An 11,704-nucleotide genomic window follows, 5' to 3' on the forward strand; every position below is an offset into this window, starting at 1 on the left:
TGCAATCAAAGGTTGCGCAAGTATCGCGCGGAGTCGGCGGCTCGCCAACTGCCGGGTGGTTAAAGTCCCGCCCCAAGGTCGAGAGCCGATTTTCTCCTTGCCCAAGTGTTCGCCCGGTTCCAGCGATCAAGCGGTGACGATTGGCAGGTATCAGCCGCGAATTTGATAAATCATGATGCGGATAAATCCCGGAGATCGCGGGCCTTTGGTCAACACGCGATCATTGGCTTGGCGAATGGTTGGGCACCGATATTTTTGACTATGGCGAGCTTGGCATCTGTAATTATTTACAGATGCTTCGAAGCCTATTGCTACCAGCCTTCCTTGGCGTCATCCAGCCACAGGTAAGCTGAATGGCTTGGGGACAAGCCGGCTGTTTTGGGTCTGAAAAGTATCGGGAACAGCGGATTGCTCGGCGTTTTATCTTAGCTGGGCAGGCTTTTGACCGTATCCAATACCGCTTGCGCATGTCCATCCGGGCTAACGCCGTACAAGGCTTCGATCAACTTGCCGTCCTTGCCGATAATGAAGGTCGAGCGGACGATCTTCCACTTTTTGACGCCGTCTTTTTCGACTTCCTGCCAAGTGCCGTAGCTGTCGCATAGCAAGCCGTCGGTATCGGCCAACAATTGCACGTTCAGTCCGTATTTGGCGATGAAGGCTCGGTGGCTCTCGCAGTCGTCCTTGCTGACGCCGACGATGACGGTGTCGGCCGCCGCAAACTCGGCGGCGAGCGCGGTAAAGTCGTTGGCTTCTATCGTGCAGCCCGGCGTATCGTCCTTGGGGTAAAAATACAGCACTACGTTCTTTTCGCCCTGGTAATCCGACAGATAGATCATTTTGTTGTCTTGATTCACGGCACGGAAAAACGGCGCTTCCTGGTTTTTTTCTAATAATTGCGACATGGGTTCTCTCCTGTTGTACGGGGCGAATGCGAACTGACGGATGGGCCGGGCCGGCCATCGGCACCAAGCCGGCCGCGCCGGCCGGAACCCAAATTCCGGCGATCCGCGGCTGGCGGCGATTATGGACCAAGCGCCGGACGGGCTTCTACCACAAAATTGCTGGGACTAAGCTCGCGGCGGGTTGCAGACCGAGATTAAACCGCGCCGAATGCAACGGCCGCCGCTAAGCCCAAAGCTCGTCGACTTGACCGTCGTGGCCGCAAAATACCGCCCGGGTCAGGCCGCTGAATATACCGTGTTCGACGATGCCCGGAATGCCGTTCAGTCGTTCGTTCAGGGTTTTGGCGTCCAGTGTGGAGTCGAACACCACATCCAGCACCAAACTGCCGTGCGAGGTGACGACCAGGCCGTCACCGTTGGCGGTTTGCCGCAAGCCGCCGTGGCCGCCGATGGCCGCCACGCTGCGTTGTACCAGCTTCCAGGCAAAGGGCGTGACTTCGATCGGAATCGGGAAGTTTTCGCCGATACGCTTGACGCGCTTGCTGGCGTCGATCAGTACCAGGAACGAGTCGCAGGCCTTGGCCAGCAGCTTTTCGCGGACTAAATCGTAGCCCCGGCCCTTCAGCAGCGTCAGATCGGGCGCGACTTCGTCGGCGCCGTCCACGTACAAGTCCAGGTGTTCGAGATGGTCGATCGCGATCAGCGGCAGGTCCAGCTGGCGGGCCTTGATCGTGCTGACCGTCGAGCTGGCCACGGTGGTGAATTTCAGGCCCTCCTGGGTGCGGCGCCGCGCCAGTTCCTCGATGAACAGATTGGCGGTAGAGCCGGTGCCCAGGCCGACGATCATGCCGTTTTGCACGTGTTGAGCAGCATGTTGGGCGACGCGTTGTTTGTCGTTCATGGTTCTGCCTTTGCGATGGTCTAAAAAACGGGATGACGTGAAAGCCGGCCGTCAAGTTTTGGGGCCGGATTATTCTTCCAGCTTGTGAACGCGGGCTTCCAGCGCTTTAAATTTTTGCAGCAATTCCGGCAGTTTGGCCAGGGCCGCCAACTCCTTCCAGGCGACCTTGCGGTCCTTGGCGGGGCTGCCCCAAACTTGCGCGCCGGGATCAATATCCTGCGAAACCCCGCTACGGGCCATCACCACCGCGCGCGATCCGATTTTGACGTGGTCGGCGACGCCGGTGCTGCCGGCCAGGATGGCGCCGTCTTCTATCGTGCAGGAGCCGGAGATGCCGGACTGCCCGCAGATGATGACGTTGCGGCCGACGATGTTGTTATGGCCGAGCTGGACCAAATTGTCGATTTTGCTGCCGGCGCCGATCCGGGTCGGCCCCAAGGCGCCCCGGTCGATACAGGTGTTGGCGCCGATTTCGACGTGGTCCTCGATTTCGACGTGGCCGACGTGCGGCACCTTGACGTGTTGGTTGTCGCGGAATTTATAGCCGAATCCGTCGGCGCCGATCACCGCGCCGGCGTGAATAATCACGTGATTGCCGATCACGCTGTTGTCGTAAATTACCGCGTTGGGGTGGATATGGCAATGTTTGCCGATCGCCACGTGATTGCCGATGCGGGCACCGGCTTCGATGGTGCTGCTGTCGCCGACGCTGCTGTGTTGACCTATCGTCGCGAACGGGCCGACATGGACGTTGTAACCCAGTGTGGTGGTGTCGGCCAGCACGGCGTGCTCGGAAACCTGGCGCTTGAACACCGGCTCGGGATGCAGCAGTTTGACGGCGTTCAGAAAGCTGATTTCCGGATCCTTGCAAACCAGCAGCGTCAGGCCCGCCGGCATTTCGGCGTCGATCAGGGCTTCGGCGATGAAGCAGGCCGAGGCTTGGGTGTCTTTCAAATGTTTCTTGTATTTGCCGTCGCTGAGGACGGTGACCTGGTGGGGTTGGGCCGACATGATGTCGGCGGCGGAATGGATGGATTGGGTTGCGTCGCCGCCTTGCGTTTGTGCGTCGCAACGACTGGCCAGTTCCGTAATAAGCATGCGTTTTCCTATTTCCAAATGCCAATGATATGAGTGAAATCGTCGGTCCAGGGTTGCAGACCGAACGACAGCGGCAATTTCTGCCAATGCCCGAGCCGGCTTTGTTGCAGTTTTTCCAAGCGCTCGGGATGTTTCGCGATCACCACCCAATCGGTGGCGACCACCAGAGGGACATCGGTTTCCGGTTTAAATTCCTGGAGTAGGCCGGCCAGATGCAGTTGGTTGACGTGGTCGGCCAGGACTTTCTTCAGCGCCAGATGGCGGTTGGTGATGTGAAATGCCAGCAAACCGTCGTCCTTCAACTTGCTGAAGTATAGCTGCAAAGCCTCGCGGGTCAGCAAGTGTGTGGGAACCGCGTCGGAGCTGAAGGCGTCCATGATCAGCAGGTCGAAGCTGGCGTCGGCCTCGTTGGCCAGCGACAAGCGGGCGTCGCCGACGACCATCGCCGCCTGTTTGGCGCAACGCTCCAGATAATGAAACCAAGTGGGATCTTGCGCGACCGAAACCACCAGCGGGTCGATTTCGTAAAACGACCAAGTCTGGCCTTCCTTGGCGTAGCAGGCCAGCGCGCCGGCGCCCAGGCCGACCGCGCCGATCCGCCAACGCGGATTTTCGGCGTCGAATTCGGCGAACAGCTGGCCGATCGGGCCGGGCCGGCTGTAGTAAGTCAGCGGCGTGGTGATTTGCGCCGGAATCAAGCGCTCGGCGCCGTGCTTGGTGGTGCCGTGGTACAGCTCGCGGACTTTTTCCGGCTTTTGATTTTCGTCGGGAATTACAGTATCTCGCACCGACAACACGCCGAAAAACGTGCGTTCCTGATACAACACGTTCGAGGCCATGCCGTGCAGACCCAGCGTAAACAACAGCAGTACCGCCGTCAGCGTGCCCAGCGCCAACGGGCTGTGACGCAATGCGTAACTGATACCGGCCAGCAGGATCAGCGCGCCGCCGATCAGGTCCAGATAGTCGAATAATTGCTCGGTCGAAAAATAGACGGCCAGCCCGGCGCTCAGTATCAGGACCGGAAATATCAACTGCAAGGGCCAGCGGCCGTTCAGCAGGCCGGGCCGCAACAACAGCGCCGCGACGATCATGATCGGGTATTCGTAAACCGCGTCGAACAAAAACGGCGCGACGAAGGTGTTGAACAAGCCGCCCAGCATGCCGGCGAAAGACATCACCAGATAAAACCGGGTCAGGAATTGAGGATGCGGCCGGCTGCGCGCCAATTCGCCGTGGCAGACCATCACCGCCAGGAAGAACGAGGTCAGGTGCAGAATCAAATCCAGCCAATAAGGCAGCGTGGCCGGATTGATGAAGGAATAGGCGATGAATACCGTCAACACCGCCGGTTGCGCGGCCAGCATCCACGGCCGGATGCGCTCGGCCCAGGTACCGAACACCAGGATGAACGACAGCAAATACAGCGTCAGCGGCACGATCCACAACAATGGCACCGCCGCGATGTCGGTGCTGATGAACTGGGTCAGGCCCAGCAACAGGCTGGAAGGCACTAGGGCCAGCGCGGCCCAATGCAGTTGTTGCCAGCGGCTCGGCGGCGTGAGGGTTTCGTCGAAACTGGGCGCTTCCAGTTCGTCCTCGGATTGATTGCGCCAATAGCCGGCCGCGCAGAATAGGATGCAGGCGCACAGCAGCAGATAGCCGCCGCTCCAAACCAGACGTTGGTTGGCCAAGCCGATGTTGGGTTCGATTAAAAACGGATAGCTCAACAAGGCCAACAAACTGCCGGCATTACTGGCGGCGTAAAGATAATACGGATCGGCGCTGCTGCGGTGGCCGCAACGCGAGAACCAACTTTGCAGCAACGGCGCGGTCGCCGAGATCACGAAAAACGGCAGGCCGATCGCCAAAAACAAAGTCCAGACCAACCACCAGGCCGGATTGCCGGCGGTGGGTGGGTTGGGGTTGTCCGGCAGCGCCACCGGCAGCGCGAACACGCTGAAGATCATCAAGGCGGTGTGAATCTGAATCTGGCGCTGGGCGCCTTGCCGGGCCGTCAGCCAATGCGCGTACAGATAGCCGCAAAACAGCAAGGTTTGATAAAACACCATGCAGGTGTTCCACACCGCCGGCGTACCGCCGAGCAAGGGCAGCAACAGTTTGCCGAACATCGGCTGCAGCACGAACATCAGCAATGCGCTGATGAATAGGGTCGTGGCGAATGCGATAACCGGCGAAATGAGGGTGGGGTAGGTGGTTTGAGGCGCTGAATTCATCGTTATTATTGTCGGGGGTTGGCCGAGCCGGGCGGGCCAATGATAAAGCATTTGCGCCGGCTTGTGGCTGGGGCTTGGACCGCGGACCGTTGGCGTCAAAAGGTCGATGCGCGGTTTTTTACCGGAATTTACATTATATTGACCGGGATTTACCGACCTCGTCGGCATACTGTTGTTTACCCGTGTTTAAATTTTGGCTGTTGCATGTTGTTATCAATCAATAGGGAATTCGGTGCGATGAAACGATCTTCAAGCCGGCCGATCGGCAGGTTCGCGAGCGGTTTACGGATCGCGGTCTGGCTGCCGTGGTGTCTGCTGTTGGCCGCCTGTGGTTCACGGCCGCTGCCGCCCAGCCAGGTCGAGCAGGCCGAAAAGCTGGAAAAAGTTTTGCTGGACGGCGGCTATCGGCCGGCGCGGCTGTTCGAGATCGAATCCGGCCGCGAAATCTGGCACCGCGACGGCCGCGATTTGGACGTATCGATGACGGTACCGACCGCGCCCGGCCGTTACCCGTTGATCGTCTATCTGCCGGCCTTGGGCGAGGATGCCGGCGGCGGCCGCTTGTGGCGCGAATTCTGGGCCAAGGCCGGGTATGCGGTGTTCTGCGTGCAACCGGTGGCGATCGGCCAAGCCTTGCGCGAATTGAATCGGCCGCGCGGCGGCCCCCGCGCCGGCACCGATAGCGAATTCGGCCCGCCGGGCGAGCAGGACGGCGAGGCGCCGGGGATGTTCGGCGGTTGGTTTGGCGGCGGACCCGATCCGGAAGACGAAGTCCGGCCAGACGACGAGGACGACAGCGACCGACCGGAGGATCAACGCCGTCCTTCCAAAGCCGCCCGCGGCAGCGAGTTGCGCTATCTCGGCCACGAATATTTCGCCGTCGAGCATTTGCCCGGTCGAGTCGCCGAGTTGGCCTGGGCTTACCAGCAACTCCGGACCCGGGCCGGTTTGGGACAACGCCTGTATGCCGCCGCCGACGTCGATAAAATGGTGTTGGCCGGCTACGATTTGGGCGCGCAAACCGTCAGCGCGGTGCTTGGCGAAAACTTTGGCGTTGAATTGCCCGGCAGGGAAAGCTTGCGACCCTTGGCCGGTATTCTGTTGAGTCCATCCGTGGATTTGGCGACCGGCAATGTCCGCGGCCGTTTTCAACCGATGGCCTTGCCGCTGCTGGCCATCACCGGCAGCGAGGACCACGATTCCTACGCGATCGGTGCCGCCGCCGCCCGTACTTCGGTTTGGGAGCACGCGCCGCCGGGCGACAAATACCTGTTGATGTTGAAGGAGGCCAGCCATCAATTACTGGCCGGCGCCGGGATCGGCACCGGCCAGGGCCAGCGCGGCGGCTTGGGCGGCGGCCCCGGCATGGGTCTGGGCGGCGGCGGGCCGGGCGGCCGATTGTTATTGAACCCGGTCAATCGAGTCGGCGGTGGCATGGGCGGAGGCGGCGGACCGCCGATGGGCGGCGGCCCCGGCTATGGATTGCGCGGCGAAGACCTGGAAAAAATGCGGATCGAGCGGGCATACAAGCAAGTCGCGGCGGTGCAAAGCGCGAGTACCGCCTTTCTGGATTTGCTCGTCAAAAACGACGAATTTGCCAAAGCCTGGCTGCTGGAGAAATTCAATCCCTGGCTGGGCAAGGCCGGCGTGTTCAAGGGCCGTTAGCGCCAACCAGGGCTGGCGGGTCTAGGCAGGTTCGGGCAGATCCCGCTCGGCCGGACTCGCCGCCCAGCGCGCCCGCAAGCGGTCGCGGTGCATATACAGCCACTGCAAGGCCAGAATCGGAATCCCGGATTCAATCGAGCCGTCTTCCAGCATCGCGAAGGCCTGTTCGGCCTTGACCGCGAACACGCGGATGTCTTCGTCCTCGTGGTCCAGGCCGTGAACGCCACCGACGCCGCGGCTATCGACCCGGCCGCAAAACAAAGTGATCAACTCCGACGAGCCGCCCGGCGTCGTGTAAAAACGTTTGACTTCGATCAGCTCCAATATCTCGCAGCCGGCTTCTTCCAGCGCTTCGCGGTAGGCGACGTCTGAGGCGGTCTCGCCGTCCTCGATCGCGCCGGCGACGATTTCAATTTGCCAGGCATGGTTCGGCCGCAGGATCGCGCCGACCCGGAATTGCTCGATCAAGACTACTTCATCCCGGTCCGGGTCGTATAGCAAGACCGCCACGCAGTTGCCGCGCCGAAACAGCTCTCGTTGCAGCGGCCGGCTCCATCCGCCTTGATACAGCGTGTGTCGCACCCGGTATTGTTCCAGCCGAAAAAATCCTTCGTAGACGGTTTTCACGTCCAACACTTCGAATTGATGCTTGCTCATCGGCCGTAGCTCACCCGGTAGATCACGCCCAGTTTGTCGTCGCTGATCAGCAGGCTGCCGTCGCGACCGACGATGACGTCGTTCGGCCGACCCAACACTTCGCCGGACGCGGTCAGCCAACCGCTGATGAACGGTTGTTCGTTATAAGGATGGCCGCCGCTGAACTTGACCACATCGACTTGGTAGCCTTGCGGTTGCGTGCGGTTCCAGGAACCGTGTTGGGCGACGAACAATTGCCGGAAATAGTGGTCCGGGAACTGTTTGCCGGTGTAAAAGCGCATGCCCAACGGGGCGATATGGGCTTTGTACTTCCAGACCGGCGCGATAAAGCTGCTGCATGTTTTGTCGCCGGCCAGTTGCGGATCGGGGATGGTGCCGGCATGGCAGTAGGGGTAGCCGAAATGCTCGCCGGCCCGGCTCCATTCGTTGAGTTCGTCGGGCGGCACGTCGTCGCCCAAGTAGTCGCGGCCGTTATCGTTAAAAAATAAATGATTGGTGCGGGTTTCCCAGTCGAAACCGACGGTGTTGCGGATACCGCGCGCCAGGATTTCAAAATCGCTGCCGTCCGGATTTAGCCTGACCAGCGAGCCGTAAATCGGCTTGCCGGGATCGCAAATGTTGCACGGCGCGCCGACGGCGGTGTACAACTTGCCGTCGGGACCGAAGCGCAGATACTTCCAGCCGTGGTGGCGGTCTTCCGGAAAATCGTTAAACACCACTTCGGGTTTGGGCGGATTGCTCAAGCGTTGTTCGATGTTATCGAAGCGGATGATGCGGTGTATCTCCGCGACGTACAGCGAGCCGTTTTTAAACGCCACGCCGTTCGGCAAGTTTAATTGTTGGGCGATCTGAAATTGCTGTTCGGCGATGCCGTCGCCGTCCCGGTCCTGAACCGCGAACACGTTGCCGTCGCGGCTGCCGACGAATACCGTGCCGTTGTCGCCGAGCGCCATTTGCCGGGCATTGGGTACGCCGTCGGCAAAAATGCTAATCTTGAAGCCGGCCGGCAGCTTGAGTTGGCTGAGCACCGAGTCGTAGTCGCGATCGGCGGCGTGGGCGGCGCCGATCGTCGCCAAAACCAGCCATAGCGCTTGGATTGTTTTCATTTTCATACCCCAAAATAAACTTTTCGCAGATGGTAACACTCTATAACCTTGAATTTAATTTTTAGGCGCCCCACATCACCACCACTCAACAACGATAGAGGAAAGTCAAACCATGACCAGAATACTGCTGTTTTTGGCCACCAACGTGGCCATCATGATTGCGATCAGTATCATTTTTAGCGTCCTCGGCCTGAAGGGCGCGCTGGATGCCCAAGGCGTCAATCTGAACCTGGACGCCTTGCTGGTAATGTCGGCGGTATTTGGCATGACCGGCTCCATCATTTCGTTGTTCATGTCCAAATGGTCCGCCAAAAACGCGATGGGCGTGCATGTGATCGACCGCCCGCAGAACCAGACCGAACAATGGTTGCTGGATGTGGTTTCCCGTCAAGCGCAACAGGCCGGCATCGGCATGCCGGAAGTCGGTATTTTCGATGCGCCGGAACCCAACGCCTTCGCCACCGGCGCCAACCGCAACGACGCGTTGGTGGCGGTCAGTACCGGGTTGCTGAGAGCGATGAGCGCGGACGAGGTGGAAGCCGTGGTCGGCCACGAGATCAGCCACGTCGCCAACGGCGACATGGTGACGATGGCCTTGATGCAAGGCGTGGTCAACACCTTCGTCTACTTCTTCGCGACCATCATCGGCTATGTCGTCGACCGGGCCGTGTTCAAGACCGAACGCGGCTACGGTCCGGCCTATTACATCACCCAAATGATTGCTCAAATCGCGTTGTCGATTTTGGCCTCGATGTTGGTAATGTGGTTCTCGCGTTACCGCGAATTCCGGGCCGATGCCGGCGGCGCCAATTTGGCCGGCCGTCAGAAAATGATAGGCGCGTTGCGGGCCTTGCAGCGCTCGCACGAGCCGGCGCAGTTGCCGGGCGAACTAGCCGCGTTCGGCATTAACGGCGGCGGCGTGCAACGCTTGTTCATGAGCCATCCGCCGCTCGAGGAGCGCATCGAAGCCTTGCAAAACATGCGTTAATCGAAGGGAGGTCGCGCCGGTTAGCCGGCGCGGCTTTTTCATGTCCAATCGCCGTTACATCCGCTTCCGTTTAAACCTGAGTTACGATCAATACCTGGCGGTTTACCGGGGCCAGGCCAAGACCGTCACCACCTTGAGCGAGGACGGCCGCCGGGTGGTATTTCCGGCCGGCAACGTCCAACGCTATCTCACCAAATCCGGTATCCAGGGCTATTTCGAAATGGAGCTGACCGAGGCCAACAAATTCGTTTCGATCAAAAAACTCGCTTAGGCCGAACGGGCGTAAACCGGCGCCGACACGGCCGTTGCGTCGAAATAGTCGCCCTGCACCAAACCGAAGCCGGTCTGTCGCGCTAAAGCCGCGTTTTGTTTGTCGGCGATATCCAACAGGATGCCGCGCCCGCCTATCGATTCGATCAAGCCGTTCAATTGGCGCAATTTCTCCAACAAGCGGCTGTCGCGTATCCGCTCCAATTCGCCGACCGACAGGCACACGAAGTCGGCCGCGGCCCGGGCCAGCAAATCCAGCGCCGCCTGATCCAGGGTCGGGTAATCGAATTTCAACGCCACCCGATAAGCGCGCGTTTGATAGTTTTGCAAGCCTTTCAGCAAGGTTTGGTAATAGCGGGCGTAAATCCGGTTCACGGTCATCACGATTGCCACATTGCGGGTTTGCAGGCCGCATTTGACGATGACTTCCTCGAAATATGCGCCGTGGTCGGTTTTGACGCCGAGGATGTGGCGAGGATCGACATCCAGAAACAAAATCTCGTCCAGATGCGCTTCGGGCAAATAATTCAGCATGTGCACCGCCCGCGACAGCCGGTCGAAATTGACGATGCTCCGTGGCGGCGGCTCCGGATTCAGTAGCGCGTCCACCGTGGCCGGCGGCGGGCTTGGGGCCGGATTGGCGCTGATTTGCAGTTGCGCCATGTGGCCGACCCGTTGCGCGCTGCGCAAGGTTTCCCGAACCGGATTTAATTGGCTTGCCAGGCGAATGGGGCCGAATGACGCTTCCACTCGGCCGTCGCGCAGTACAAACGGCCGAAATCCGCTGTTGTGTTCCTGTTCCAGGCGGTCGTTGAAATATTCCACCAGTTGCTGCAATGGCATGGTTGTCTCCTGACTAAAGGGGGGCAAAAGGGCGTGCTCGGCTGCTACGAATTAGCGCGATTGCTTGGGTGACCGCCGATGCGGATCCGCGATGATGATCGGCCGAATGTCCGTCGCGATGTTGTGTAGCGACAGGGTCCGGAGTCGAACGCGGCCAAGCGTCCGCCGAGTATGCTGCTTAGCTTAATAGCGGATTTGAATTAAATAAAACGATATGTTTTGATGGGTCTATCTGGATATTCGATAATTCTGGCAGTTTATCCGGGCCGGCTCGCGGCATCCGTACCGCACCCAATATCGACTCCGACCGTGGCTTGTCGGAGGCGCTAGCCCTACGCGCCGGTGTCCAGCAATTCGATCCAGTGGCGGACCGGAAGCGTTGCCCGCTCGCGCAAGTGCAACCAGCAACCGATATTGGCGGTGACGATGACGTCCGCCGTGCCGGCTTGCAAGGCCGCCAATTTGGCGTCGCGCAACCGTTCGGCGATTGCCGGCTGCAGCAGACTGTAGCTGCCGGCCGAGCCGCAGCACAAATGCGCATCGGCGACTGCGGTCAGTTCGAAGCCCAGGCCGCTTAACAAGGACTCGACGACGCCGGGCAGGCCTTGGCCGTGCTGCAAGGTGCAGGGCGCTTGCACCGCGACTCGGCTAGGCCGCGCCGACAACGCGGCCAGATCCTGGCCGGTCAGGTATTCGGCGATGTCTAGGGTCTTGCTGGAAACGGTGGCGGCTTTGGTGGCGTAGTCCGGATCGTCGGCCAGCAGCCGGCCGTAATCCTTCAACATCACGCCGCAACCGCTGGCGGTCGAAATGACCGTTTCGGCGCCGGCTTGTAACGCCGGCCAGCAACGATCGACGACGGCGCGCGCCATCGCCAGCGCCTCGGACTGAGCGTCCAGATGGTGGGGCAGGGCGCCGCAGCAGCCGGCCGGCAGCGGCACGGCGCTGATGCCGATCCGGTCCAGTACCCGCGCCGTCGCGGCATCGATCCGCGGTGCCAGGGTCGGTTGCACGCAACCTTGCGGCAGCAACAC

11 protein-coding genes are annotated in these 11,704 nt (G+C 60.2%); 3 read left to right on the forward strand and 8 right to left on the reverse strand.

The window, feature by feature from the left end:
• Nucleotides 1–425 precede the first annotated feature (425 nt).
• From AC3B8H_RS13535 to AC3B8H_RS13550, 4 genes are all read right to left on the reverse strand, one after another.
• A complete protein-coding gene (locus AC3B8H_RS13535) occupies nt 426–905 on the reverse strand; it encodes a peroxiredoxin (protein WP_488442074.1) in 480 nt (159 codons plus the stop codon).
• A 223-nt stretch (nt 906–1,128) separates the two neighbouring features.
• The gene (gene rpiA / locus AC3B8H_RS13540) at nt 1,129–1,806 is read right to left on the reverse strand and encodes a ribose-5-phosphate isomerase RpiA (RefSeq protein WP_488442075.1); all 678 of its coding nucleotides are present in this window, start codon (nt 1,804–1,806) and stop codon (nt 1,129–1,131) included.
• Between the two features lie 69 nt (nt 1,807–1,875).
• A complete protein-coding gene (lpxD, locus tag AC3B8H_RS13545) occupies nt 1,876–2,904 on the reverse strand; it encodes a UDP-3-O-(3-hydroxymyristoyl)glucosamine N-acyltransferase (RefSeq protein WP_488442076.1) in 1,029 nt (342 codons plus the stop codon).
• An 8-nt stretch (nt 2,905–2,912) separates the two neighbouring features.
• Nucleotides 2,913–5,141, reverse strand: coding sequence for a spermidine synthase (locus AC3B8H_RS13550; protein WP_488442077.1), 2,229 nt, complete (start codon nt 5,139–5,141; stop codon nt 2,913–2,915).
• Between the two features lie 237 nt (nt 5,142–5,378).
• Here AC3B8H_RS13550 and AC3B8H_RS13555 point away from each other — a divergent pair, with 237 nt between their 5' ends.
• Complete coding sequence (locus AC3B8H_RS13555; protein WP_488442078.1) at nt 5,379–6,806, forward strand: alpha/beta hydrolase; 1,428 nt, start codon at nt 5,379–5,381, stop codon at nt 6,804–6,806.
• A 21-nt stretch (nt 6,807–6,827) separates the two neighbouring features.
• Here the strand turns inward: AC3B8H_RS13555 and AC3B8H_RS13560 are convergent, their stop codons facing one another.
• The gene (locus AC3B8H_RS13560) at nt 6,828–7,463 is read right to left on the reverse strand and encodes an NUDIX domain-containing protein (protein ID WP_488442079.1); all 636 of its coding nucleotides are present in this window, start codon (nt 7,461–7,463) and stop codon (nt 6,828–6,830) included.
• Nucleotides 7,460–8,575, reverse strand: coding sequence for a PQQ-dependent sugar dehydrogenase (locus AC3B8H_RS13565; RefSeq protein WP_488442080.1), 1,116 nt, complete (start codon nt 8,573–8,575; stop codon nt 7,460–7,462). Before AC3B8H_RS13565 ends, AC3B8H_RS13560 begins: the two co-directional genes overlap by 4 nt.
• 106 nt (nt 8,576–8,681) lie before the next feature.
• Here AC3B8H_RS13565 and htpX point away from each other — a divergent pair, with 106 nt between their 5' ends.
• Complete coding sequence (gene htpX / locus AC3B8H_RS13570) at nt 8,682–9,557, forward strand: protease HtpX (RefSeq protein WP_488442081.1); 876 nt, start codon at nt 8,682–8,684, stop codon at nt 9,555–9,557.
• Between the two features lie 40 nt (nt 9,558–9,597).
• Nucleotides 9,598–9,828, forward strand: a complete 231-nt coding sequence (locus AC3B8H_RS13575; protein ID WP_488442082.1) for a DUF2835 domain-containing protein — start codon at nt 9,598–9,600, stop codon at nt 9,826–9,828.
• On the opposite strand, the gene AC3B8H_RS13580 is transcribed toward AC3B8H_RS13575, so the two are convergent.
• Nucleotides 9,825–10,670: a hypothetical protein gene (locus tag AC3B8H_RS13580; protein ID WP_488442083.1), complete on the reverse strand. Its 846-nt coding sequence runs from the start codon at nt 10,668–10,670 to the stop codon at nt 9,825–9,827. The two genes, AC3B8H_RS13575 and AC3B8H_RS13580, sit on opposite strands and share 4 nt — an antisense overlap.
• A gap of 332 nt (nt 10,671–11,002) precedes the next feature.
• Nucleotides 11,003–11,704: heterodisulfide reductase-related iron-sulfur binding cluster (locus AC3B8H_RS13585; RefSeq protein ID WP_488442084.1), on the reverse strand; the 702-nt coding region annotated here is incomplete at its 5' end.

Source organism: Methylomonas sp. BG-2, from assembly GCF_057766305.1.

Bases quoted from the DNA above. Each gene is read 5' to 3' on its own strand.
- AC3B8H_RS13535 (WP_488442074.1), bottom strand. From the start codon at position 905: ATGTCGCAATTATTAGAAAAAAACCAGGAAGCGCCGTTTTTCCGTGCC.
- rpiA (WP_488442075.1), bottom strand. From the start codon at position 1,806: ATGAACGACAAACAACGCGTCGCCCAACATGCTGCTCAACACGTGCAA.
- lpxD (WP_488442076.1), bottom strand. From the start codon at position 2,904: ATGCTTATTACGGAACTGGCCAGTCGTTGCGACGCACAAACGCAAGGC.
- AC3B8H_RS13550 (WP_488442077.1), bottom strand. From the start codon at position 5,141: ATGAATTCAGCGCCTCAAACCACCTACCCCACCCTCATTTCGCCGGTT.
- AC3B8H_RS13555 (WP_488442078.1), top strand. From the start codon at position 5,379: ATGAAACGATCTTCAAGCCGGCCGATCGGCAGGTTCGCGAGCGGTTTA.
- AC3B8H_RS13560 (WP_488442079.1), bottom strand. From the start codon at position 7,463: ATGAGCAAGCATCAATTCGAAGTGTTGGACGTGAAAACCGTCTACGAA.
- AC3B8H_RS13565 (WP_488442080.1), bottom strand. From the start codon at position 8,575: ATGAAAATGAAAACAATCCAAGCGCTATGGCTGGTTTTGGCGACGATC.
- htpX (WP_488442081.1), top strand. From the start codon at position 8,682: ATGACCAGAATACTGCTGTTTTTGGCCACCAACGTGGCCATCATGATT.
- AC3B8H_RS13575 (WP_488442082.1), top strand. From the start codon at position 9,598: ATGTCCAATCGCCGTTACATCCGCTTCCGTTTAAACCTGAGTTACGAT.
- AC3B8H_RS13580 (WP_488442083.1), bottom strand. From the start codon at position 10,670: ATGCCATTGCAGCAACTGGTGGAATATTTCAACGACCGCCTGGAACAG.